Source organism: Psychrobacillus sp. BM2 (assembly GCF_048572895.1).
GTDB lineage: Bacteria > Bacillota > Bacilli > Bacillales_A > Planococcaceae > Psychrobacillus.
Genome location: NZ_CP183878.1, coordinates 3,253,369 through 3,278,451, shown reverse-complemented (window position 1 = coordinate 3,278,451; position 25,083 = coordinate 3,253,369). Strand labels below are relative to the sequence as shown.

At 37.5% G+C, this 25,083-nt stretch carries 19 protein-coding genes; 16 read left to right on the top strand and 3 right to left on the bottom strand.

Going from position 1 to position 25,083, the window contains the following annotated elements:
* Window positions 1-22: 22 nt before the first annotated feature.
* Together ACN6MX_RS16085 and ACN6MX_RS16080 are read right to left on the bottom strand one after the other, a co-directional pair.
* Window positions 23-775: a gluconate 2-dehydrogenase subunit 3 family protein gene (locus ACN6MX_RS16085; protein WP_419959843.1), complete on the bottom strand. Its 753-nt coding sequence runs from the start codon at window positions 773-775 to the stop codon at window positions 23-25.
* 28 nt (window positions 776-803) lie between these two features.
* On the bottom strand, window positions 804-1,061 hold the full coding sequence (locus ACN6MX_RS16080) for a hypothetical protein (RefSeq protein ID WP_419959842.1): 258 nt from the start codon (window positions 1,059-1,061) through the stop codon (window positions 804-806).
* A gap of 395 nt (window positions 1,062-1,456) precedes the next feature.
* On the opposite strand from ACN6MX_RS16080, the gene ACN6MX_RS16075 reads away from it, so the two are divergent.
* The 10 genes from ACN6MX_RS16075 to ACN6MX_RS16030 all read left to right on the top strand — a co-directional run bounded on the left by ACN6MX_RS16075 (window position 1,457) and on the right by ACN6MX_RS16030 (window position 13,319).
* Window positions 1,457-2,053, top strand: coding sequence for a hypothetical protein (locus ACN6MX_RS16075; protein WP_419959841.1), 597 nt, complete (start codon window positions 1,457-1,459; stop codon window positions 2,051-2,053).
* 78 nt (window positions 2,054-2,131) lie between these two features.
* The gene (locus tag ACN6MX_RS16070; RefSeq protein ID WP_419959840.1) at window positions 2,132-3,727 is read left to right on the top strand and encodes a catalase; all 1,596 of its coding nucleotides are present in this window, start codon (window positions 2,132-2,134) and stop codon (window positions 3,725-3,727) included.
* 404 nt (window positions 3,728-4,131) lie between these two features.
* Window positions 4,132-5,721 carry an ABC transporter substrate-binding protein gene (locus tag ACN6MX_RS16065; RefSeq protein WP_419959839.1) on the top strand — a complete coding sequence of 530 codons (1,590 nt, stop codon included), beginning with the start codon at window positions 4,132-4,134 and terminating at the stop codon, window positions 5,719-5,721.
* Between the two features lie 104 nt (window positions 5,722-5,825).
* Window positions 5,826-6,779 (top strand): ABC transporter permease, encoded by a 954-nt coding sequence (locus ACN6MX_RS16060; RefSeq protein WP_419959838.1) that lies wholly within the window; start codon window positions 5,826-5,828, stop codon window positions 6,777-6,779.
* A 9-nt stretch (window positions 6,780-6,788) separates the two neighbouring features.
* Entirely contained in the window at window positions 6,789-7,709 is a 921-nt protein-coding gene (locus ACN6MX_RS16055; RefSeq protein WP_419959837.1) for an ABC transporter permease, read from the top strand.
* Between the two features lie 5 nt (window positions 7,710-7,714).
* Window positions 7,715-8,719: an ABC transporter ATP-binding protein gene (locus tag ACN6MX_RS16050; protein ID WP_419959836.1), complete on the top strand. Its 1,005-nt coding sequence runs from the start codon at window positions 7,715-7,717 to the stop codon at window positions 8,717-8,719.
* Window positions 8,712-9,695, top strand: a complete 984-nt coding sequence (locus tag ACN6MX_RS16045; RefSeq protein WP_419959835.1) for an ABC transporter ATP-binding protein — start codon at window positions 8,712-8,714, stop codon at window positions 9,693-9,695. The genes ACN6MX_RS16050 and ACN6MX_RS16045 overlap by 8 nt, the downstream gene beginning before the upstream one ends.
* A 13-nt stretch (window positions 9,696-9,708) precedes the next feature.
* On the top strand, window positions 9,709-10,884 hold the full coding sequence (locus ACN6MX_RS16040; RefSeq protein ID WP_419959834.1) for a M20 family metallopeptidase: 1,176 nt from the start codon (window positions 9,709-9,711) through the stop codon (window positions 10,882-10,884).
* A gap of 12 nt (window positions 10,885-10,896) precedes the next feature.
* Window positions 10,897-11,838 carry an ATP-grasp domain-containing protein gene (locus ACN6MX_RS16035; protein ID WP_419959833.1) on the top strand — a complete coding sequence of 314 codons (942 nt, stop codon included), beginning with the start codon at window positions 10,897-10,899 and terminating at the stop codon, window positions 11,836-11,838.
* Between the two features lie 125 nt (window positions 11,839-11,963).
* On the top strand, window positions 11,964-13,319 hold the full coding sequence (locus tag ACN6MX_RS16030) for an FAD-dependent oxidoreductase (protein ID WP_419959832.1): 1,356 nt from the start codon (window positions 11,964-11,966) through the stop codon (window positions 13,317-13,319).
* 235 nt (window positions 13,320-13,554) lie between these two features.
* Here ACN6MX_RS16030 and ACN6MX_RS16025 read toward each other — a convergent pair whose 3' ends face one another.
* Entirely contained in the window at window positions 13,555-14,340 is a 786-nt protein-coding gene (locus tag ACN6MX_RS16025) for an SDR family oxidoreductase (RefSeq protein WP_419959831.1), read from the bottom strand.
* A 198-nt stretch (window positions 14,341-14,538) separates the two neighbouring features.
* Here ACN6MX_RS16025 and ACN6MX_RS16020 point away from each other — a divergent pair, with 198 nt between their 5' ends.
* The 6 genes from ACN6MX_RS16020 to nadE all read left to right on the top strand — a co-directional run bounded on the left by ACN6MX_RS16020 (window position 14,539) and on the right by nadE (window position 24,564).
* Window positions 14,539-15,294 (top strand): exodeoxyribonuclease III, encoded by a 756-nt coding sequence (locus ACN6MX_RS16020; protein ID WP_419959830.1) that lies wholly within the window; start codon window positions 14,539-14,541, stop codon window positions 15,292-15,294.
* 94 nt (window positions 15,295-15,388) lie between these two features.
* Complete coding sequence (locus ACN6MX_RS16015) at window positions 15,389-16,669, top strand: aminotransferase class I/II-fold pyridoxal phosphate-dependent enzyme (RefSeq protein WP_419959829.1); 1,281 nt, start codon at window positions 15,389-15,391, stop codon at window positions 16,667-16,669.
* A gap of 361 nt (window positions 16,670-17,030) precedes the next feature.
* Window positions 17,031-19,229 (top strand): PQQ-binding-like beta-propeller repeat protein, encoded by a 2,199-nt coding sequence (locus ACN6MX_RS16010; RefSeq protein WP_419959828.1) that lies wholly within the window; start codon window positions 17,031-17,033, stop codon window positions 19,227-19,229.
* A gap of 450 nt (window positions 19,230-19,679) precedes the next feature.
* Window positions 19,680-21,896 carry a PQQ-binding-like beta-propeller repeat protein gene (locus ACN6MX_RS16005; protein ID WP_419959827.1) on the top strand — a complete coding sequence of 739 codons (2,217 nt, stop codon included), beginning with the start codon at window positions 19,680-19,682 and terminating at the stop codon, window positions 21,894-21,896.
* Window positions 21,897-22,252: 356 nt separating this feature from the next.
* On the top strand, window positions 22,253-23,737 hold the full coding sequence (locus ACN6MX_RS16000) for a nicotinate phosphoribosyltransferase (protein WP_419959826.1): 1,485 nt from the start codon (window positions 22,253-22,255) through the stop codon (window positions 23,735-23,737).
* Window positions 23,737-24,564 carry an ammonia-dependent NAD(+) synthetase gene (gene nadE, locus ACN6MX_RS15995; RefSeq protein WP_419959825.1) on the top strand — a complete coding sequence of 276 codons (828 nt, stop codon included), beginning with the start codon at window positions 23,737-23,739 and terminating at the stop codon, window positions 24,562-24,564. Before ACN6MX_RS16000 ends, nadE begins: the two co-directional genes overlap by 1 nt.
* The last annotated feature ends 519 nt before the right edge of the window (window positions 24,565-25,083 follow it).

Here is a 25,083-nt window from a genome sequence, read left to right as displayed (position 1 = left end):
ATCCTCCTCGTTTTGTTTTAACTTATGAATGTTTGTGTCCACCTAAGCTAATTGGTTCTATTAATACAAATTCCTCATCATCTAAATAGGAAGTATAAGACATTTGAGCTCCTGGGAATTCTTTCATTTTCCAACCAGCCATGTTTTTGTTGCCCCCGTAAAGTGGGTCTGAGAAACAACCTTGTAATGTAAGGGTTCTAAGTAACGCAAAGAATGCTGCTGAATTTACTAAATCCATTTCAACTTCTCCTGCTTGGAAAGAAGTAAGAATAGCAATTTGTTGTTCTTCTGTTAAGTCTTTAAATAATGTTCCGTCATGCTCTTTTTCCGCAACCTCATTTAGTTTGCGAACACCTTGTAACATAATTTCGCTTTTATCTAGTGGCACTTCTCCTGGTTGGAAAGGTCCTTTTCTATAATCATCCGTGCTGATTCCCCAAGGGCTAGCTAATTGCTTATCTATAAAGTAAGGTGCACCTAACGTAATGGCGCCTGGACCATGCTCATCTTCTGGATAAATAAGTTCAGTTGCTATGCTAAGTGCGTCAAAATCTTTTTGACGTACAAAAAACTGGCGTGTGTCACTATAATCGATTGCAGTATGAGTAGCTTCGTTTGTTTTTGTATGAGTAGTTGTTTCTGTTTTTCCTCCTACAAGAGAGCCGATAGCTCCACCTAAAACAAGACCACCTACAGTTAATCCAGAATTTTTGATAAATGTACGTCTAGATGAACGCTTATCTAAAATAGGATTAGTTTTTTCTTGCTCTGACATATTCGAATCCTCCAATTATATAAATAGTTTAATGTATAATAGTTTGCCAATTATAAACGATTGAAAATAGTGTCGTACTTACTAACAATGCTGCGATAAAAAATGTGTATTTTTTTCCTGTCCAACAAGCTACGATAATGGACAATCCAATAGCTGCACCAATTAGTGCAAACCATGGAAAAATGGTATTACCAAAATGAAGAAAAAGTGCAAAATCAGCTACTAAAAATAAAGCAAATAAAAACTGATTTAATAGTTTTAACTCATCTAAATTATATTGGGTCACATTATTTCTCCTTTTAAATTTTATTTTTGTAGAATAATAATTACTTTAAAGTTATTACAAACAATGAAAGTGTAACAATTTTGTAATATACTCACAATCATTAATACAAGGCTAAACGACTACTTACTCCACATATACATTTGAAGTGTCTAATAGAAAAGTTTATTTTGAATCTTCCATTATTTCTGGAAATTATATAAAATGAATAGAAGGTATAGCGTTAAATAGTGATTATTTTCCCGACCTATCCAGCTAAGAATCTTATTATATCTAACATCTACGCCTTAGGTCTTAGTCATTTTCCACCTTAAGTACGTATGGAATAATCAGTGAATAAAGCATGATTAGAATAATAGAATTGAGGCAAAGATGTCTCTTATGAACGAGGTGGCAAAATGGGGAAAAAGATTTATATAATTCTTAGTAATACTGGTACATTATTTTCGAAGGCGATTGGGATGTATACAAAAAAAGATTTAAACCATGCCTCTATTGCTTTTGATGAGGAATTAATTGATATGTATAGTTTTGGTCGGAAAAGTAGTCATAATCCATTCAATGGAGGGTTCATTAAGGAGAACCCTGTTGAAGGACTATTCCAAAAGGCAACCTGTGCTATTTATGAGTGTGAGGTGACAGACTCCGAATATATGCGGATGAAAAGTAAAATTAGCCAAATGGAAAAACAAAAACAATTATATAAATATAATTTAATAGGCTTGGTGTTTGTTGCGATTAATATTGAGATGGAGCGTGAGAATGCTTTCTTTTGTTCCCAATTTGTCGCGACAATTATGAAAGAATGTTCATCTTCGCGACTACAGGTTGCACCTCCTTTGGCTCAACCGCATCATTTTGAACAGCTTTCAGCATTAACATTAAAATTTAAAGGGAATTTACAAACATACATTAGTAGTAAAAGGAAAGTAGAGATACCGATTCATATATCTGGTTGGAGAAAATATGCCTTTTCGATAGCAAGCTTTATGTAATATTGGAATATTTACTCATCGTTCTGGACAGTATAGAGGAGAATGTTAATTCTATCTGAATGTTTAGGAGGATGAAGAGTGACAGAAGAACAACCAAATTACGAGACCAATGTGGAAAATGAGGATACCCTCACGAATAGACAGGGACATCCTGTAACGAATAATCAGCATATGAGAACAGTCGGAAACAGAGGACCAGCTACTTTAGAAAATTATGATTTCATCGAAAAAATTAGTCACTTTGATAGAGAACGAGTGCCAGAGCGTGTAGTACATGCAAGAGGTGCAGGTGCGCATGGTTATTTTGAGGCCTATGGTGCTGTTGGAGATGAGAAAGTATCTAAATATACTCGAGCTAAATTATTTCAGGAAAAGGGGAAGAAAACTCCAGTATTTGTTCGGTTTTCCTCCGTAATCCATGGTGGGCATTCTCCTGAAACATTGCGTGATCCTCGTGGATTTGCAGTGAAGTTTTATACAGAGGATGGTAACTGGGATTTGGTAGGTAACAATTTGAAAATATTCTTTATTCGAGATGCGATAAAGTTTCCAGATATGATTCATGCGTTTAAGCCAGATCCGGTAACGAATATTCAGGATTCCGAACGCTTTTTTGATTTTTGTGCGAGCTCTCCTGAGTCATTCCATATGGTGACTTTTGTATATTCACCATGGGGGATTCCTGCAAATTATCGAATGATGCAAGGGTCTGGTGTGAATACGTATAAATGGGTAAATGATGAAGGAAAAGCAGTACTCGTAAAATATCATTGGGAGCCGAAGCAAGGTATTCGTAATTTAACTCAAAAAGAAGCAGAGGAAATCCAGGCGAAAAATTTTAATCATGCTACTCAAGATTTATATGATGCAATTGAAAAGGGAGATTTCCCTGAATGGGAGTTACTAGTTCAAACAATGAGTGATGATGATCATCCGGAGCTAGATTTTGACCCATTAGATGATACAAAGCTTTGGCCAGAGGATTTATTCCCATGGAAGGCTGTAGGGAAAATGGTGTTAGATCGAAACCCGGAGGATTATTTTACAGAAGTGGAGCAGGCAGCATTTGGTACGGGCGTGCTCGTAGATGGGCTGGACTTTTCAGACGATAAAATGCTACAGGGTCGCACATTTTCGTATTCTGATACACAAAGGCATCGTGTCGGAGCGAACTATTTACAGCTTCCCATCAATGCGCCTAAAAAACGAGTTGCAACAAATCAAAGCGGTGGCCAAATGGCATACAAGTTAGATAGAGGACCATTCCAAAATCCACATATCAACTACGAACCGTCTATATTAGATGGCTTAAAGGAAGCAACACAGATAGGTAAAGAGTATACTCCAATGATAAAAGGAAACTTAGTTCGCGAGTCCATCGAGCGCCAAAGTAATACAAAGCAAGCAGGAGAAACTTATCGCCAATTTGAGCAATGGGAAAAAACAGAGCTTATCTCCAATTTAGTTAATGACCTCTCTGCCTGTGATCCAAGGATTCAAGAAAAGATGATTGTCTTAGCGGAGGAAGCAGATGAAGACTATGGTCGACATTTAAGAGAAGGGCTTGCTCACGCAAAAAGTAATGGGTCCTCTCAAAAACCGTTAGGAAATAAAAACGGAGATAAAGCTCCAGAACAAGCAGTCGATAAAGGCCATGAAGCTGAACCTTATTAATTGATTAACCTCACTTTCTAAGAAATTAGGAAGTGAGGTTTTTTTAGATAGGGAAATATATAAAATGTCCTGTGAATTCTGTGTTCGTGGGACTTTAACCTGTTTCTAAGCGTTGTAGGAGGACGATGGACAGACAAACACTATAAGAATACCGGAAAAAAGGATGTTGGTCGGTTGTGTCGGAAGTCACAACCAACCAATATCCCTAAAATTCACTCGGTAATCATATAGCAAAACTGTCTGTCCAAAGTCCTTCCAAAACGATAGAAACAGGTTTTTATTATTTTTTGAAATTTATGAATTGACTTTACTTTGGTGAAGTAGTATAAATACAATAGGTTTAGTAGGGATTTGATTGTTACTAATATACCTGACCAAACATTGATATATTGGGGGAGTTATTTTTGAAAAAGGCACTGAATTTTTTGTTGGTTTTAATGGTAATGACAATTCTTCTATTGGCTGCTTGTAGCGATAAGGATGAGTCAGCAGGTTCGAATTCAGATTCAACAACAGAAGGAAATATTAATAAGGATGCTGTGTTAAATATTGCATATCCTACAAATTTACAGACCTTAGATCCACATTTAACGACCAATCAATCCACAAGGGATGTATCTAGACAAATATTTGAGCAATTATTAACATTAAATGAAAACTATGAAGTTGTTCCTTCTTTAGCAGAATCATATGAAGTGAGTGAAGATGGATTAACGTATACCTTCCATTTACGTGAGGGCGTTAAATTCCATAATGGGGAAGGATTGCAGGCAGACGATGTCGTAGCATCAATGGAAAAATGGATGCTTACTTCTACCCAAGGTAAAGCGAACTTAGCTGGAGCAAAATTTGTAGAAGTAGACCCTTTAACAGTGGAACTACATATAGAAAAAGCTTCTTTAATAGTACCGTTCGTGTTGGCTGATACAGCACCTTTTCCTGCAATTGTTCCAAAAGAGTCGGTGGAATCTGCAAGTGAAAGTGGTTTGACAGAATATATTGGAACTGGCCCTTTTAAATTAGAGGAATGGAAAGTAGATCAACATATCCACTTAACTAGATTTGATGAGTATGCATCCCGTGAAGAAGATGCTAGCGGTTTAGGAGGTAAAAAAGAAGCACTTGTAAAAGATGTATATTTTAAAATTGTTGCGGATGAATCGACAAGAGTTTCCGGGGTTACTACAGGAGAGTATGATATTGCTTTTGAGGTGCCATTTGACAGTGTAGCACAACTAGAAGCGACTGATGGCGTTGAGCCGGTATATAGTGACGGTGGTACTTCTACCTATGTATTCAATAAAAAATCAGGCCCGTTTTCTGATGTGAATTTACGACAAGCATTTAATGCTGCATTAAATGTAGAAGACGCACTAATAGCTGCTTATAGTGATGAGCAATTTTTTGAAATAGATTCAAGTTTGTCATTGCCAAGTCAAGTAAATTGGTATAGTGAAGCTGGAAAAGAATATTACAATCAAAATGATATTGAAAAAGCAAAACAATTAGTAGAAGAATCTAGCTATAACGGTGAAGAACTAGTTATATTAACGACGAAGGATTATCCTGCTCAATATAATCTTGCGGTAGTTGCTCAGCAAGTGTTAGAAAGTATTGGTGTTAAATCTAAACTGGATGTTTATGATTGGCCAACACTTCAAGAGAGAAGAACGGATCCAAATAATTTTGACGTGTTCCCAATGACGTTTGCTGTAAGACCTACAATCCATCAAAATCCGTTCTTAGCTTCACGAGCGGAGTATGCTGGATGGACAAATAGCCCTGAAATTGATCAATTACTTACTGATATCACATCTTCTAAAAGTTTTGAAGAAGCAAAGCCACTAATTGATGAGCTACAGCTTGAAGTTTGGGAGTACCTACCAATCTTGAAAGTTGGGAACAACAAAGACTTAGTGGCTGTTAGTACTAAAGTAGTTGGCTATAATAATTTAATCGGACCAATATTATGGAACGTTAGTAAAAGTGAATAAAATACAACTTCGATTAGTGGGCGGATTATCCGCCTCTGATTGAAAAATCCTGTCTGTTACAGCGGGATAAATAATTCTTTATAGAGATTGGGAATGATTATTATATGCTTAAGTACATTTTACAGCGTTTATTTTCTTTAATCCCTATACTGCTAGTTGTGTCCATTATCGTATTTTTTTTAGCGCATTTAACGCCTGGAGATCCTGTTACAGTACTCCTAGGAGATGAAGCATCAGAGGAAAGCAAAGCCGAATTAAGAGAACAACTCGGCTTTGACTTGCCGCTGTACACACAGTTTTTTGTGTGGTTTAAAGGAGTGTTGACTGGGGATTTAGGGGACTCATTCTTTTTGAAGATGCCTGTCTTACAGGCGTTTTTGGAAAATTTAGAGCCAACTCTTTCCTTAGCTATCCTATCTCAAATAATAGCTATTATTATTGCACTTACTCTAGGTGTGATTGCTGCTAAAAAAAGGGGAACAGCTACGGATCAAGCGGTGATGGGGCTATCCTTATTTGGAATTTCGATACCTAGTTTTCTAGTAGGCTTACTTTTAATATTACTTTTTTCTGTTCAATTGCGTTGGTTACCTGTTGCAGGGTATAGACCATTAAGTGATGGCATTATGGAGCATTTAAAATATTTAATATTGCCGGCGATCGCCCTTGGCACGATGCAAGCGGCACTTATTACTAGAATGACGCGCTCATCCATGTTAGATGTGATGAAATCCAATTATATAAAAACAGCTAAATCTAAAGGAATTCATCCAAACAAGATTACATATAAACATGCATTAAGAAATGCATTTATCCCGATATTAACTGTTATTGGAGAAACGTTTGGAACGTTGATCACTGGTGCAGCGGTAGTAGAAACAGTTTTTAATATTCCCGGAATTGGTCAATTAATAGTCAATTCAATTGAACGAAGAGACTTTGCTGTTATTCAAGGGACGGTTTTATTAATAACGGTTACGTATGTGTTTTTGAACTTAGCTATTGATCTACTTTACGGTGTTATAGATCCGCGGGTTCGATTAAATCAGAGAAATTGAGGGGATTTTATGAAGAGTGAAGTGGAAGTTATCCCAAAAACAGCTCTTTCGATAAAAAAGAAAAAAAGCTTGGCTCGCTTTTTATCGAATAATATGCTCCTTACAGGTTTTGTCATTATCCTCTTTATGACCTTAATTGCTCTATTCGCTCCATTACTGTCCACATTTGGTCCATATGAGATAGATCCCAAAAATCGATTGCAGCCACCAAGCGGAGCCCATTTTTTTGGTACGGATAATTTCGGTCGTGATTTGTTCAGTAGAGTACTATATGGAACTAGAGTCTCCATCATCGTGGGGGCGGTAGTTGCAATAGTTACTGGAGTGATTGGTTTAGTTATAGGACTGTTGTCTGCTTATTATTCTGTGTTAGACCATATATTAATGAGAATAGTAGATGGGTTATATGCATTTCCTTCGATTCTACTTGCGATGGCAATTGTTGCTTTGAGAGGCCCTAGTATTTTTAATGTAATGATTGCCTTAATTGTTGTCTACATTCCCTCCATAGCAAGAGTAGTAAGATCTGCGGCTCTTGTTGTAAAAGAGCAGACATTTATCGAGGCATTAAAAGCACAAGGAGCAAGTAAGTGGAGGATATTGGTGATTCATACAATTCCGAATGTCCTTTCACCAGTAATAATTCAAATCACTTTTGTATTTGCCGTTGCTATTTTGACAGAAGCTTCTCTAAGCTTTTTAGGAGCAGGAATCCCAGCGCCAGAGCCAAGTTTAGGAAATATACTATTTGATGGAAAAAGTGTTATTTACAACGCTTGGTGGATGACAGTTTTCCCTGGTGCTTTCATTGTTTTATTAGTATTTGGGTTGAATTTAGCAGGTGATGGCTTACGAGATGTGATGGATCCAAAAGTAGTACATGCGAAACGAAAAAAATATCGTAAAAATAGAGAACTTAAGAAGGGGTGAAGAGATTGAAACAAGACTATTTATTGGAGATTGATAAATTGAACGTTTCTTTCTGGACAGAGCAAGGTCGTTTAACAGCTGTTGACGATGCTTCCTTCTATATAAAACAAGGTGAGACACTAGGAGTTGTTGGGGAATCTGGTTGTGGAAAAAGTGTTACCGCAGAATCGATTTTGAAATTACATGATGAGCTTTTAACTGATTATGAGGGGAGTATCAAATATAAAGGAGATAATCTACTTCAAATTTCCGAAAAAAAGCTAAGGAATATTAGAGGAAATGAAATCTCGATGATATTTCAAGATCCGATGAGTTCATTAAACCCTGTTTATACTATAGGTAATCAGATTATCGAGTCCCTTATGTTACATAAAAAAATGTCTAAAAAAGCTGCATTTCAAGAGGCAATAGATGTTTTAAGGAAAACGGGAATACCATCTCCAGAACAAAGGATTCATGATTATCCTCACCAACTCTCTGGGGGGATGAGACAACGAGTAATGATTGCTTTAGCTATTTGCTGCGAGCCTTCTTTGCTAATAGCGGATGAACCTACGACTGCACTTGATGTTACGATTCAAGCACAAATACTAGAGGTGCTAAAAGAATTACAGCAAAGGACAGAAATGGGAGTATTAATGATTACGCATGATTTAGCTGTAGTAGCTGAAACATGTGATCGAGTGGTAGTAATGTATTTAGGTCAGGTGATCGAAGAAACCACCGTTCATAATTTGTTTAAGGAGCCACTACATCCGTATACAATAGGACTTTTAAAATCGATGCCTAATATGCAAAGTAATCGAAGTGAAAAACTATTTGAAATCAATGGCTCTGTTCCTTCTCTAAAGCAAATACCTATAGGTTGTCGTTTTGCTGGAAGATGTGCATTTGCCACAGAAAAATGTTTAAGTGATGCACCCGTATTAGAAAAAGCTCGAGATGGACATCAGGTTAGATGCTGGCACTATGAAGAAATTGCTACTCAAAGGGGGATGGCTTATGTCTAGCCCTATAGTAATTGAGCCTTTAATAAGGGTAGAAAATTTAAAAAAATCATTTTCAGCGGGCTCTTCCTTTTCCATTAAAAAAAAGGAAGTAAGAGCGGTAAATGATATATCATTTGAGATTTATGAAGGAGAAACCTTTGGAATTGTAGGAGAATCCGGCTGTGGTAAAAGTACCACTGGCAGAACTATTCTTCGGCTTACGGAGCCTTCTGGAGGAAAAGTATTTTATAATGGTCAAAATATATTCGAACTGAAGGAAAAGGAATTCCGAAAAATAAGACAGGATTTGCAAATGGTTTTTCAAGATCCTTTTGCTTCCCTCGATCCTAAAAAAAGAATTGGCTATAGCCTAGAGGAATCTATGATCATCCAAAAGGTGGGGACAAAAGAAGAACGTAGAAATCGTGTTTTAGAGTTATTGGAGAAAGTAGGATTTAACGAAGATCATTACGATAAATTTCCACATGAGTTTTCTGGAGGGCAACGGCAGCGAATTGGTATTGCAAGAGCATTGGTACTAAATCCAAAGTTTATCGTATGCGATGAACCTGTTTCCGCTTTAGATGTTTCCATTCAATCTCAGATTCTTAATCTATTAAAACAACTTCAAGTTGATTTAGGTCTAGCTTATTTATTTATAGGTCATGATTTAAGTGTTGTTCGGTATATAGCAGATCGCATAGGGGTTATGTACTTGGGAGAAATGGTTGAAAAATCAACTACCGATGAATTGTTTGCAAATCCCTTGCATCCTTATACTAAGTCTCTCCTTTCAGCCGTACCTATACCTGATCCGGATATTAAAAAGGAACGAATCATATTAAAGGGAGATGTTCCTTCTCCGATTCATATTCCATCCGGATGTGTTTTTCATACAAGATGTCCATTTGCTATGGAACGTTGTAAAGAGGAAAAACCGGTTGCGATTCATGTTGGAGAAAATCATGAGGTGCAATGCCATTTATATGATAAATAAAGGAAGTGTGAAGATGAAGAATTATATTGATCAAAATGCAGAGAATATTATTAATTTAATCGAAAAAATTGTCAATATTGACAGTGGAACGTATGTAAAGCACGGAGTCGACCAAGTAGGTCAAATTTTGAAAAGCGAGTATGAACAAATTGGGTTCAACGTAGAAGTTCTTGAACAGCAAGCACTCGGAAATAATATATTGATACGCCATCCAGAAGCAGTGGATCCTCAAATTGTAATGATTGCTCATATGGATACTGTTTTTGCAGAAGGTACAGTTGCAAAGCGACCATTTAAAAGAGACGGTGATTATGCATATGGTCCTGGTGTCATAGATATGAAATCAAGCCAAGTCACTACATTATTTGCTTTGAAAGCTTTAATGGAAAATGGCAGTGATGCATATAAAAATATTGAACTAATACTAAATACAGATGAAGAAATTGGTTCAATCAATTCAAGAGATTTGATTGAGCGAGTGGCGAAAGATAAAAAATATGCTTTAATACTGGAGCCTGCACAAGAAGGAAACCTAGTAAGCGAACGTAAGGGTGGTGGTAAGTATTTTCTAAAAGTAACTGGAAAAGCTGCACATGCCGGAGTCGAGCCAGAAAATGGGATAAGTGCAATAGAAGAATTGGCAAATAAAATTTTAAAATTACACAAGCTGACTGATTGGGATAGAGCGATAAATGTAAACGTAGGACTGGTCAAAGGCGGAACTTCAGTGAATACAATTGCTCCTTTTGCAGAAGCAGCGATTGATGTACGTATTCAAACACCTGAGCATGCAATTGAAATAGACCAGGCAATTAGAGAAATTTGTAGTTATTCAGAAGTACCGGGAACTTCTTTGGAGCTGACCGGTAAAATCACAAGACCAGCTTGGACAATAACAAAGGAATCTCTAAAATTGTATGAAATTATTGCTGATGAAGGGGCAAAATTAGGGCTAGATTTGAAACATGAGAAAAGTGGTGGAGGTTCCGATGGAAATCTTACTGGAGCTATTGGAATTCCAACAATCGATGGGCTAGGACCAGTTGGAGGTTTTGCTCATAGTGAAAAAGAATTCCTATATATTCCTTCATTAACAGAAAGAGCACTTTTCTTGGCAAATGTTTTGGAAAGACTTACTGTGGAAAGTAAGAATTTGGTTCATGAAACAGAAAATATCTCAAGCAAATAAGGAGTGATTAATATGTCTAAAATATATATAATCCATGAAAATGATGAGTGGACGGTACACTTAACAAAGCGATTGGAAGAATTAAATCTTCCCTATGAGTCATGGCATCTAGATCAAGGAATTGTGGATTTAACCACAGCACCTCCGGAAGGTGTTTTTTATAACCGAATGAGTGCTTCTTCTCATACACGTGGTCACAGATACGCACCGGAACTGGCTGGTGGAGTACTTTCCTGGCTTGAGTTCCATGGAAGAACTGTATTTAATGGAACAAAAGCGTTAAGTTTAGAACTGAGTAAAATCAATCAATACACGGCATTAGAAGCAAGCGGGATTAGAACGCCAAAAACGATTGCTGCTGTCGGCAGTGGACAAATTATATTAGCTGCTCAAAAACTTGGAAAAACGCCATTTATCACGAAACATAATCGTGCAGGTAAAGGACTAGGCGTACAATTATTTCAAACAATAGAAGCATTGGAAGCATACGTGAATGGTCCTGCTTTTGAAGAACCTGTAGATGGCATTACGCTCATTCAAGAATATATCCAATCACCAGATTCCTATATTACGAGAGCGGAATTTGTTGGTGGAAAATATGTATACGCTGTACGTGTAGACACTTCGGAAGGTTTTGAGTTATGTCCTGCTGATTCTTGTCAAATTGGAGATGCATTCTGTCCAGTAGGAGAGGAACCAGCTATGAAATTTGAGATTAAAGAGGATATAAGTGCGTCATGGATCGAGCGCTATGAAGCATTTCTGAAAGCAAGTAAAATTGATGTGGCAGGCATTGAATTTATTCGTGATGCAAATGGTGAAGTATATACGTATGATGTGAACACAAATACGAACTATAACGCGGATGCGGAAGCTAAAGCAGAGAAATACGGCATGTTAGAGCTTGCTAAGTTTTTAGGAACTGCTTTAGAAAATTCTAAAGTAAACGTATAATTGAATGGACTGTCTTTTTGGTTGATGTCAAACCAATGGGACAGTCTTTTTTAATGTCCAATGGTTGTAATCATTGAGTTTACATAGAGCTAAAGAAGGAAATAGATTAACTGGGAGGTTTTATAATGAAAAGATTCGATGCAGTCATTATTGGGTTTGGTAAAGGTGGTAAAACTTTAGCTTCTGAGCTCGCAAAAAATGGCAAGACGGTTGCAGTGATTGAGAAGTCTTCGGAAATGTACGGGGGAACATGTATCAATATTGCATGCATACCAACCAAGTCGCTTGTTCATTCTGCGGACAACAGAAAATATTCCAACACAGCAAAAGAGGAATTTTATACGAATGCGGTTCATCAAAAAGATGAGCTAACTTCTCTGTTGCGAGATAAAAACTTTCATATGCTTGATGAACAGCAGAAAATTACAGTTATTACTGGAGAAGCAACTTTCTTGAGTGATGAAAAAATAAAAGTGAAAACTGCGGAGGAACAATTTGAAGTTACTGCAGAACAGATTTTCATCAACACTGGTGCTACACCAATTGTGCCGCCAATCGACGGTTTGGAGAGTACCGAGTTCGTATACAATTCCACAACTTTACAAGTGTTGGAGCAACTTCCTGAAAAACTAATTATTATTGGTGGCGGGTACATAGGGTTAGAGTTTGCTTCTATGTACGCAAACTTCGGGTCAGAAGTGACAATCATAGATAGCAATGAAGAGTTTCTAACGAATGAAGACAGGGATATTGCGGAAGAAGTGAAAAAAGTATTACAAGCAAAAAGTATTAAAATTGTACAGAATAGTAAAGTGAAATCTGTGAAAAATCAAGACGGAGGAGTAGCTATCACTTATAAAGAAGGTGAATCCGTTCAGGAATTGTACGGAAATGCTATACTTCTTGCGACTGGGAGAAAGCCAAACACGGAGAATCTAGGATTAGAAAATACTTCAGTGGAAGTGAGTGATCGTGGAGCTGTTGTAGTAGACGATACATTAAAAACGAAAGCGAAAAATATTTGGGCATTAGGTGACGTCAATGGAGGACCACAGTTCACATATATCTCATTAGATGACTTCCGTATTGTAAAAGATCAGATTTTCGGAGATGGCTCGTATACAAAAAAAGAACGGACTAACATACCATACTCTGTTTTCATCGACCCTATACTATCTCATGTTGGGCTCAATGAAAAAATGGCAAAGGAAAAAGGTATTGAATACAAGGTATTATCTATGCCAGCAGCTGGAATACCAAGAGCGCGAATATTGGAGAAAACAGATGGACTGTTAAAGGCATTGATTGACCCAAAAACGAATGAAATATTAGGTTGTACACTTTTTTGTGCGGAGTCTAGTGAAATGATTAATGTAGTAAGAGTGGCGATGGAGGCAAAATTACCATTCACATTTTTACGTGATACAATATTTACTCATCCAACTATGAGTGAATCGTTGAATGATTTATTTAAAGGATGATATAGGAGAACATACTCTCCCGTTGCGCTTCCCCTTGTGTAATTCCAACAAACAAATATAATAGAGGGATAGAACCAGCTAGGGGGTTTACATATGAGCTTACTTGCATTTGGAGCTATCTCATTGGTTATTTTGTTTGGGTTATTTGCACTGGCTATAGCGATATTTGTATTATTGAGGTTTAACAAAAATAAAGAGTGAGTCACATTTTGTGGCTCACTCTTTCAAATTCAGATCAATATTTATATGATTGTCCACCATCAATTGGAATAACCGCGGCATTGATGAAGTTTGCTTGATTAGATAGTAAAAATGCAACTAAGTATCCAACTTCTTCTGGTTTACCAAAGCGTTTCATTGGGTTGGGTTGAACAAATTCTTTACCAACCTCTTCCCAATTGTCTCCACCGATTTGTCGTAAAGAACCTTCTACCATTGGAGTCATGATTGCACCTGGTGCGATTGCTTTAATACTGACGCCATATTGACCGTACTCAATAGCAGAGTTTCGTGTTAAGCCAACAACTCCGTGTTTACTTGCTGCATATCCAGATTGATTACCAACTCCACGAATACCACCTACTGAAGCAGTGTTAACGATTGATCCAGAACCTTGTTTTTTCATAACAGCTAATACATATTTCATACCATAAAATACACCATTTAAGTTTACGCTAACAACTTTTTCAAATTCTTCTGCGCTGAAATCTTCGGTAAGGTTTTGTTTTCCTTCGATACCGGCATTGTTGAAGAACCCATCAATGCGCTCAAATTTACTAACTGTTTCATCTACATAGCTTTTTACAGCAGTTTCATCCGCTACGTTTGCAGTGATTAATAGTGTTTCTGCTTCTGGTGTAGCTTCTAAAATTAGTTTTTTCGTTTCTTCTAAAGCCTCTTGGTTTAAATCTACTAATGAAATCTTTGCTCCTTCTTTAGCTACCTGCAACGCTGCAGCTCTCCCTAATCCAGAACCTGCTCCTGTTATTAATACTACTTGTCCATCAAAACGTTTACTCATTATAATCTTCCTCCCTTGTGTCCATAATGTGTACATCTCGAATACGAGATAAATATACTCCCATTTAAGTAATATGTCTAATTGTTTGCTCACGTCATTGTGTGCATTATTTACCTATCCATGTTTTTCATTAAACAAAGATTTTTGTTATGATGAGCATATAACTAATTACATAGAATACAATTTGGAGGAAATATAATGAAGTTGGTTTCATGGAATGTGAATGGCTTAAGAGCATGCGCCAAAAAAGGATTCTTGGAATATTTTAATGAAGTAAACGCTGATATTTTTTGTTTGCAGGAAACGAAGCTGCAGGCGGGACAAATTGAGCTTCCGTTGGATGGGTATGAACAGTACTGGAACTACGCTTTGAAAAAGGGGTATTCTGGAACAGCAGTGTTTACGAAGGTAAAACCGCTTTCTGTGAAATATGGTGTTGGAGATCGGGATTCAGAGGATGAAGGTAGAATTATTACGCTTGAATATGACCAATATTATTTAGTAAACGTATATACGCCGAACGCAAAGCGAGATTTAACAAGACTTCCATATCGACTGGAATGGGAAGATGAGATGCGTACTTATTTGAAAAAGCTAGATGCTATAAAACCTGTAATCATGTGCGGAGATTTAAATGTCGCTCATGGCGATTTAGATTTAAAAAATGCTAAATCTAATAAAGGAAACTCTGGGTTTACAGATGAGGAACGTGGCAAAATGACGGAGTTACTTGCAGAGGGATTTGTAGATACATTTCGTTATTTTTATCCGGAAACGGAAGGTGCCTACAGTTGGTGGTCTTATATGAATACGGTTAGAGAGCGCAATATTGGTTGGAGAATAGATTATTTTATTGCCTCTGAAAAACTTAAACCATTATTAAAGGATGCATCTATCGATTCTCTTGTACTTGGAAGTGATCATTGTCCCATAATTTTAGAGTTGAAGCAGTGACGAGGATAGAACAATATATTTCATGAAGGGGTATAATACTTTAGTCAAATAGAGTACAATGTTTTTAAATCAAATATTATGGAGGTACCAATAGATGAATGCTTTAGCAACGCAATTAAACGAGAAAATACAAAAAGAAAATCCTGCTATTTACAATATGTTATCGGAATTAGGTAAAAGCTTGTACTATCCAAAAGGAATTTTAAGTCAAAGTGCGGAAGCAGGGAAAAAAGCACATCGATTTAATGCTACTATTGGAATCGCAACGGAGAATGGCGAACCGATGCATTTCCGTCATATACAAAAGAAATTAGATTATAAACCAAGTGATATATACCCGTATGCAGCTCCTCAGGGGAAGGAAACTTTACGATCATTATGGAAGGAAAAGCTTCTAATGGACAACCCATCGATGCAAGGCAAATCGATTGGCACACCGATTGTAACTAGTGCACTAACTCATGGCTTAAGTATCGCGGCAGATCTGTTTATGGACGCTGGAGACGTGTTAGTAACACCACAGCAATATTGGGGCAACTACAATACGGTATTCCAGATAAGAAGAGAAGGACGTGTCGAAACTTTCCCTCTTTTTAATGAAACAGGTGGTTTCCATGTGGAAGCATTCCGTGAAACGCTTGCTAAGCAAAAGGATAAAGCGATTGTTTTGTTAAACTTTCCTAACAATCCTACTGGTTTTACTCCTTCTGTAGAAGAGGCAGAAGCAATCGTTCAAGTGTTGAAGGATGCTGCTGAAGGTGGCTTGAAATTAGTTGTTTTACTAGACGATGCTTATTTCGGGTTATTTTATGAGGATTCTATTAAAGAATCATTGTTCGGTTTACTAGCTGATACCCATGCGAATATTTTACCAGTAAAAATTGATGGTGCTACGAAAGAAAACTACGTTTGGGGATTACGCGTTGGGTTCATCACGTACGCAGCGAATCCAGATACACTAGATGCCTTAGAACAAAAAACGAAGGGTATCATTCGAGGAACTGTTTCAAGTGGGTCTCATATTTCTCAGACAATTCTTTTGGAGTCACTTCAATCCGAAGAGTATTTAATAGAAAAAGAAGAGAAATTCCAAATCATGCAAGGAAGAGCTGTGAAGACAAAGCAAGTACTGGCCAATGAAAAGTTTGCTCCATACTGGACATACTACCCATTTAACTCTGGTTACTTCATGTGCCTGAAATTAAATGATATAGATGCAGAAACACTAAGACTGCACTTATTAGATCAATATGGTGTCGGTGTAATAGCAAGCAATAAAACAGATATTCGTGTAGCATTCTCATGTGTAGAAGAATCGGATATTGAAGAATTATTTGATTTGATTTGTGAAGGTTGTAAGGATTTAACGAAATAATAAAATGCAACTGTCAACTGTCTGGGGTTCTAACCCTAGGCAGTTTTTTTGTGTAGCGGATAAATTAAAGTAAATAGCCCATAAATAGGGAGTTATAGTCCATAAACAATGCGCAATAGCCCAAAAAATATCGAGAACAGTCCATAAACAATGATAAATAGCCCATAAACGACTTTTCACCTGCTAGGTATGATAATAGCTAGGATTTAGTTTCCGAGAAGCGAGATATAACTACTAGTAATACCAAACAACTTAACAAGTATTTTGAAACTAGGATAATTAATATTGATATTAGTAAAATGGTAGGAGTATAATAGTAATGAAATCTGTGTCAAAATTGTGAATTGAGGGGGAATAAGGTATGAGAAGAGAAAATTCAGTTTGGAAACAAATTTTTATTGGTTCCATAATTACTCTTGTAGTAATCTTTGGTCTATATTTTTTAGCGCTTGAAGACGAAGATGAAAAGGAAGTTGCAGACCAAGGGGTTTCAAGTGTAGAAGAGGTAGTTCAGGATGACAAGAACGATACAAAGACTGATGGTAAAGAATCTCCAAGCCCGTCTCGACCAGATATAGAAGTAGAGTATTCTTCTAATGAGTGGGTTACAAATGGAGGAGACTACTACAATCGAAGATATTCGTTGCTAAACCAAATTACTACTGAAAATATTGGTGATTTAAAACCAACTTGGGTTTCCAGCTTAGGAGGCTCAGGAGCAGAAGGTAAGCATTCTGGAGAAGCTACTCCATTAGTAGTGGATGGCGTTATGTATATTGCTACTGGAGCTAATGATGTTTTCGCAATTGATGCTAAAACTGGCGAACAAATATGGGTGTACAATCCTGATATTCCACAAGAGATGGATACTGTCTGTTGCGGATGGACGACTCGTGGAGTTGCAGTTGGTGATGGTAAAGTATTTGTGGGATTACTCGATGCACGTTTAATCGCACTTGATCAAAAAACAGGTGAAGTCTTATGGGAAACAAAAGTAGCTGAGTGGGAAGAAGGTTACACGATTACTAGTGCACCACTATTCTATAACGGAAAAGTATATACCGGCGTAGCTGGTGGGGAATATGGTATTCGTGGACGTGTAATGGCTTATGATGCGGATTTAGGTTTTGAGGTTTGGCGTTTCTACACAATTCCTGGTCCTGGTGACATTAACGGAGATACATGGCCCGCAGATAATGATGCTTGGTTAACGGGTGGTGGCCCAGTATGGAATACACCATCAGTAGACCCTGAACTTGGATACATTTACTTTGCAACTGGAAATACTGCTCCAGATTTAGATGGAAGTAACCGTGAAGGAGATAATTTATATGCCAACTCAGTTGTTGCGGTGAATGCTGAAAGTGGAGAGTATGTATGGCATTTCCAACAAGTACATCATGATATTTGGGATATGGATCCCGCAAACCCCGTCATTCTTTATGATGTAGAAATGGATGGGAAAATGCGGAAAGGGCTTGGGCAGGCTGGTAAAACTGGTTGGGTTTATCTTTTAGACCGTACTGATGGAACACCACTTGTTGGTATTGAAGAAAAACCTGTACCACAGGATGAACGACAAAAAACGGCAGCAACGCAACCGTTTCCTGTTGGAGATGCCTTCGTTCCTCAAGCTGTAACAGAGGAAGATGTGAAGAATGATTTATCATCTGATTTCACAGGAGAAATTGGAAGTATTTTCACACCATTTTGGGATGTTCCAATTACACTTAAGCCGGGACCATCTGGTGGAGCGAACTGGCCTCCTTCAGCTTATAACCCTGATACAGAGTACTATTATGTATTAGGTAATGACACTTATATGTCATTTGAAAGAAGTGAATTGGAAGAATTTAAAGAAGGCGATCAATACTTTGGAAGTATTTTTGGACCAGTTTTAGATGCTCCAGTTCGTGGTACTGTCACTGCGATAGATGTAAAAACAAATAAAATTGCATGGCAGCAAAAGTGGGATACTCAAGCATATAGTGGCGTTTTGACTACTAAAGGGAATCTTGTTTTTGTAGGACATAGTGATGGTCGTCTGATTGCTTATGATGCAAAAACTGGCGATCAAGTTTGGGAGTACATGATGGATGCAGGAGCAAATGCACCATCCATTACGTATGAAATCGATGGTGAACAATATATTTCTATTTATGCTGCTGGGAATGCACTTGCAGGTAGTAAACACGGAGATAAAATATACACGTTTAAATTAGGCGGGACTTTACCTGAGGGTCAAGTAATTAAATTCCCAGCTAAAAACACAAAACCTTCAGAGGCTTCAACTGAAGGAGATACAGTGAGTGCAAAACCTGATAAAGGCATTACGGTTTATGATGCAAACTGTTTAGCTTGTCATGGTAACCAAGGGGCAAATGGCCACAATGGTCCAAACTTACAAAATAGTGAAGTTGCTGTAAGTAGAGAAGAAGTTATAGCGCGTATAGAAGAAGGGGGTTCTTCGATGCCTTCGTTTAAAGATTCGCTAACGCCAGAAGAAATTGAAGCAGTAGCGGCCTATGTTGTGGATGTAATATCTCCACAGGGAGAATAGTGCAAGAATAAATTATTAGCTACTCATTAAGTCCTTCAAACTTAGTGAGTAGCTTTTTCCGTTTCCTTGCGAATTATTACCGTTTGAGTCAGACTATAGAACTCCATTAAAATCACAAAGCTCTTTAGAATAGTTTTTCTCCCTTCAAAGTAAGGGGCTCTTCGAATGGTTGTCGGCCACTTCATAGACAGGATTACTTTCCAAGAAAAAGAGAAAATAGTATAACTAGGTTCAATAGTTTTGGAGAATCAGATTTTGAAGAATTATTTGGTTTGATTTGTGAAGGATGCATGGATTTAACGAAATAAGATGTTGATATAAAAACTGTTCAAGGATTTATACTCTTGGCCAGTTTTTTATTTGTCTCAAAATTTAAAGGACAGCATTTCTTTCAAATTTGAAACATAAAATATTTAATCGGAATATTTAAAATTTTAAAGGAGGAATTAGATGCGAAACAGAGGGTTATCAGTATGGGCACAAATCTTTATAGGTTCATTAATTGTTTTTGTAGTTTTATTAATGCTATATCTGGTAGCAGAATTTGAGAACTCGGATAATGAGAATGAAAAAGTTCCCTATGCCACCATAACAGTAAAAGAAGAACAAGCACAAGCACCAGAAAAAGAAGAACCAGAAACAGAAATCAAAGTTGCACCTAGTCCATCAAATCCAGATGAAAAAGTAGAGTATGCGCAGGAAGAATGGACAACATATGGTGGTGATTACTACAACAGACGTTATTCCATGCTAAACCAAATTACTACTGAAAATATTGGAGATTTAAAACCTACTTGGGTTAGTAGCTTAGGTGGATCAGGAGCAGAGGGGAAACACTCTGGTGAAGCAACTCCAATAGTAGTGGATGGTGTGATGTATATTGCAACTGGGGCAAACGACGTTTTCGCTATAGATGCGAAAACAGGAGAACAAGTTTGGGCATACGAACCTGATATTCCACAAGAGATGGATACAGTTTGTTGTGGATGGACAACACGTGGCGTTGCGGTAGGGGATGGAAAAGTATATGTGGGATTATTAGATGCTAGATTAATCGCTCTTGACCAAAAAACAGGTGAATTACTATGGGAAACAAAAGTAGCAGAGTGGGAAGAAGGATACACAGTAACTAGTGCACCACTTTACTATAATGGAAAAGTTTATACAGGTGTATCTGGAGGAGAATATGGTATTCGTGGTCGCGTGATGGCGTATGATTCGGATTTAGGATTTGAAGTTTGGAGATTCTATACAATTCCTGGGCCTGGAGACATTCATGGAGATACATGGCCAACGGATAACAATGCTTGGATAACAGGTGGTGCTCCAGTATGGAATACACCAGCAGTAGATCCCGAGCTGGGTTATATATATTTTGCAACCGGAAATGCTGCGCCAGATATAGACGGTAGCAACCGAGAAGGGGATAATCTATACAATAACTCAGTAGTAGCATTGAATGCGGAAAACGGAGATTATGTATGGCATTTCCAAGAAGTACATCATGATATATGGGATATGGACCCAGCAAACCCAGTTATTTTATACGATGTTGAAATGGATGGGAAAATGCGCAAAGGTCTCGGTCAAGCAGGTAAAACTGGTTGGATTTATTTCTTAGATCGTACGGATGGGACACCATTGGTAGGGATTGAAGAAAAACCTGTACCACAAGATGAACTTCAAAAAACATCTCCAACTCAACCGTTTCCAATTGGAGATGCATTTGTTCCACAAGGTGTTACAGAGGAAGATGTTAAAAAGGATTTAGGACCTGAATTTACGGGTGAGATTGGAGATATTTTCACACCATTTTGGGATGTACCAATTACCCTTAAACCAGGGACTTTTGGAGGGGCAAACTGGCCACCTTCTGCATACAATCCTGATACCGAATATTACTATGTATTAGGTGCTGATAATTACTTCTCTTTTGAAAGAAGAGAGTTAATGGAATTTCAAGAAGGTGATATGTATTTAGGAAGTATTTTTGGCCCTGTATTAGATGCTCCAGCAAGAGGAACGGTAACCGCAATTGATGTTAAAACGAATAAAATTGCTTGGCAACATAATTGGGATTCGATTGCATACAGTGGGGTCTTAACAACAGCAGGAAATCTTGTTTTTGTAGGCCATAATGATGGTCGTCTCATTGCGTACGATGCTAAAACGGGTGATCAAGTGTGGGAATATATGATGGATGCTGGTGCCAATGCCCCGTCTGTCACTTATGAAATTGATGGTGAACAGTATATCTCCATCTATGCTGCAGGAAATGCACTTGCAGGTTCAATACATGGAGACAAAATATACACATTTAAGTTAGGGGGAACTTTACCAGAAGGGCAAGTAATTGATGCGTCCGTTAAAGCTTCCACATCGTCAACAGATGATACAACGGAAGGTGAAACAGTAAGCGCAAACCCTGATAAAGGAATATCTGTTTATGATGCAAACTGTTTAGCTTGCCATGGAAACCAAGGGGCAAATGGCCATAATGGTCCTAACTTACAAAATAGTGAAGTTGCTGAAAGTAAAGAAGAAGTCCTGGCACGTATAATAGAGGGAGGTTCTTCAATGCCTTCATTTAAAGATACGCTAACTCCGGAAGAAATTGAAGCAGTGGCGGCTTATGTTGTAGATGTAATTTCACCGCAAGGAGAATAGTAAAAGAAAAAGTTATTTGCTACTCATTAAGTTGTCATTCAAACTTAATGAGTAGCTTTTTTTATCTTGTTATTATGGGGTACTATCGTGTTGTTTTGAGTGGCGTAATAGAACTCCAAAAAATAACACCTAAAATGATTATAGTTATAAGCAACATTTCTCTGGTTACCCGCAACATCTGGACTTATATGCGCAACAATCAAACGAGTATCCGCAACGTTACTACAAGTAATCGCAACATTACCACGAATCTGTCTACCCCCTTTATATCCACCACTTCCAAGACAGGATTACTTGGCAAGAAAAAGGGTAAATAGTGTATACTTAGTTCAATAGTTATGGAGAAGGGGATTTTTATGAAAAAAAATTATCCAGATGACGGTTTAGCATTACATACGGACTTATATCAAATAAACATGGTGGAAGCCTATTGGGCAGATAATATGCATGAACGCAAAGCAGTGTTTGAATTATTCTTCCGTAAACTTCCATTTGGCAATGGCTATGGGATTTTTGCAGGACTGGAAAGATGTCTTGATTATTTACGGGATTTTCATTTTACTGATAGTGATTTAGCTTACTTACAAGATGAGCTTGGATATAGAGAAGATTTTATAGCATATTTACGTACCGTACGTTTTACTGGAAATGTATATTCGATGGTAGAAGGAGAGCTAGTTTTCCCAAACGAACCAATTATTCGAATTGAATCTACGTTGGCAGAAGCTCAACTAGTGGAAACAGCTTTACTTAATATCGTCAATTATCAAACGTTAATAGCAACTAAAGGATCTCGTATCAAACAAGTGATAAAAGATGAAGTCGCTATGGAGTTTGGTTCAAGACGTGCACAAGAAATGGATGCGGCTATTTGGGGAACTAGAGCTGCATACATAGGTGGAATAGATGGGACTAGTAATGTTCGCGCTGGGAAAATGTTTGGAATTCCTGTTACGGGGACCCATGCTCATTCATTAGTACAAGCATATAAAGACGAATATGAAGCGTTTCATTCCTATGCGAAGCGCCATAAAGATTGCGTGTTTTTAGTGGATACATATAATACGTTGAAAACGGGAGTGCCTACAGCTATCAAAGTAGCAAAAGAGCTTGGTGATAAGATTAATTTTATCGGTATCCGTCTAGATTCTGGTGATATTTCATTTTTATCGAAGGAAGCAAGAAAAATGTTGGATCAGGCCGGGTTCCATGATGCGAAAATTGTTGTGTCCAATGATTTGGATGAATATACGATTTTGAACTTAAAAGCACAGGGGGCCAAGGTTGATAGTTGGGGTATCGGAACGAAGTTAATCACGGCGTATGATCAACCGGCACTTGGAGCTGTTTATAAAATTGTATCGATTGAAAATGAAACGGGAGTAATGGAAGATACGATTAAGATTTCTTCCACTACTGAAAAAGTTACAACTCCCGGTCAGAAAAAACTTTATCGAATTATCGATAAAGAAAATGGTAAAGCAGAAGGCGACTATATCACGATGTATGATGAAGATCCTACGCATGAGGAACGTTTAAAAATGTTCCATCCAGTGCATACATTTGTCTCTAAATTTGTAACGAATTTTGAAGCAAGGAATCTACATGAAAAAGTGATAGAAAATGGGCAAGTAATTTATGAAATCCCTGAGCTATCTGAGGTTCGTCAATATGCGCATGAAAATCTTGAATTATTGTGGGAAGAGTACAAACGATCTTTAAATCCAGAGGAGTATCCAGTAGATTTAAGCCAAAAATGTTGGGACAATAAAATGCGTAATATTCAAGAGGTCAAGGAGATGGAACATAATTTTATTGATCAAAATGGAGGTAGATATTAATGTCAGCTAAACAACAAGAAATTATAGCAGCACTAAAAGTGAAGCCGACCATTGATGTACAAAAAGAAATACGTATTAGTATTGATTTTATGAAAGACTATCTAAAAAAACACCCATTTTTGACAAGCATGGTTCTAGGTATTTCTGGTGGTCAGGATTCTACATTAGTTGGTAAACTTGCTCAGCTAGCTGTAGACGAATTAAATAAAGAGATTGATGAAGATAAATATTCATTTATAGCGGTAAGTTTGGCATATGGTGTTCAATTTGATGAAACAGATCGTCAGGATGCACTGGATTTTATAAAACCAAGTAAACGTGTTACGATCAACATAAAAGAAGCGGTAGATGCAAGCGATAAAGCCTTAGAAGAAGCAGGTATTATCCTATCAGATTTTGCTAAAGGGAATGAAAAAGCTCGAGAGCGTATGAAAGCCCAGTATTCTATTGCAGCGATGAATAATGGGGTTGTTCTTGGTACGGATCATGCAGCAGAAGCTGTCACTGGTTTCTATACAAAATACGGGGATGGCGGCGTAGATATTACTCCAATCTTCCGTTTAAACAAGCGTCAAGGTAAGCAATTATTGAAGGAATTAGGTTGTCCTGAGCATCTTTATACGAAAATTCCTACTGCTGATTTGGAAGAAAATAGACCTGCTCTACCAGATGAAGTGGCACTTGGGGTCACATATGATGTAATTGATGATTATTTAGAAGGTAAATCGGTATCGAAAGAATCCCAAGAAAAAATTGAAGGTTTCTATAGTCGGTCCATGCATAAGCGTCATTTGCCAATCACCGTTTTTGATGATTTTTGGAAGTAACATAAAGATCAGAATAATATAAAGAAAAGTCGAACTGTCTGTTTAAAAGACAGCTCGACTTTTTTTGAAAGAAAATAAATAAAATGTGGCGTGTACACTGGGTGTTCATGGGTCTGTAAAGAATGAATAATACTACTGATTTCCGTTTCAGTTGGAGACAAAGGAACGATGGCTAAGAACGCCACCTCTCAAATGGAAGGCAATCTAAGTTCGCCGCGTCTTGCGGCAACGATTGCATAACCAACATCCCTAAAATTTCACTCGGTAGTCGTATAGCAAAACGTCTGTCTAAAGCCATTCGTAGACGATAGAAACAGGTTTTGACCTTAAAGGACCGGATATTTCTCTTTCACGGTTTATTTTGTTTTCTAGGAAATTATAAAGTCTCTCTGGTATTTAGATAACTTTCTACAAGTGTTTTTCTGACCAGACTTCAACGTTTTTGTACTTTTCTATTTGTACTTAAGGCAAATTTTGGGTATGCTTATACTGTATTTTGTAAATTTTCACGCAAGTCTA

Coding starts and splice junctions, on each gene's coding strand:
- ACN6MX_RS16000 (WP_419959826.1), top strand. CDS start 22,253: ATGAAAAAAAATTATCCAGATGACGGTTTAGCATTACATACGGACTTA.
- ACN6MX_RS16005 (WP_419959827.1), top strand. CDS start 19,680: ATGCGAAACAGAGGGTTATCAGTATGGGCACAAATCTTTATAGGTTCA.
- ACN6MX_RS16040 (WP_419959834.1), top strand. CDS start 9,709: ATGAAGAATTATATTGATCAAAATGCAGAGAATATTATTAATTTAATC.
- nadE (WP_419959825.1), top strand. CDS start 23,737: ATGTCAGCTAAACAACAAGAAATTATAGCAGCACTAAAAGTGAAGCCG.
- ACN6MX_RS16075 (WP_419959841.1), top strand. CDS start 1,457: ATGGGGAAAAAGATTTATATAATTCTTAGTAATACTGGTACATTATTT.
- ACN6MX_RS16030 (WP_419959832.1), top strand. CDS start 11,964: ATGAAAAGATTCGATGCAGTCATTATTGGGTTTGGTAAAGGTGGTAAA.
- ACN6MX_RS16045 (WP_419959835.1), top strand. CDS start 8,712: ATGTCTAGCCCTATAGTAATTGAGCCTTTAATAAGGGTAGAAAATTTA.
- ACN6MX_RS16055 (WP_419959837.1), top strand. CDS start 6,789: ATGAAGAGTGAAGTGGAAGTTATCCCAAAAACAGCTCTTTCGATAAAA.
- ACN6MX_RS16020 (WP_419959830.1), top strand. CDS start 14,539: ATGAAGTTGGTTTCATGGAATGTGAATGGCTTAAGAGCATGCGCCAAA.
- ACN6MX_RS16035 (WP_419959833.1), top strand. CDS start 10,897: ATGTCTAAAATATATATAATCCATGAAAATGATGAGTGGACGGTACAC.
- ACN6MX_RS16060 (WP_419959838.1), top strand. CDS start 5,826: ATGCTTAAGTACATTTTACAGCGTTTATTTTCTTTAATCCCTATACTG.
- ACN6MX_RS16010 (WP_419959828.1), top strand. CDS start 17,031: ATGAGAAGAGAAAATTCAGTTTGGAAACAAATTTTTATTGGTTCCATA.
- ACN6MX_RS16085 (WP_419959843.1), bottom strand. CDS start 775: ATGTCAGAGCAAGAAAAAACTAATCCTATTTTAGATAAGCGTTCATCT.
- ACN6MX_RS16015 (WP_419959829.1), top strand. CDS start 15,389: ATGAATGCTTTAGCAACGCAATTAAACGAGAAAATACAAAAAGAAAAT.
- ACN6MX_RS16025 (WP_419959831.1), bottom strand. CDS start 14,340: ATGAGTAAACGTTTTGATGGACAAGTAGTATTAATAACAGGAGCAGGT.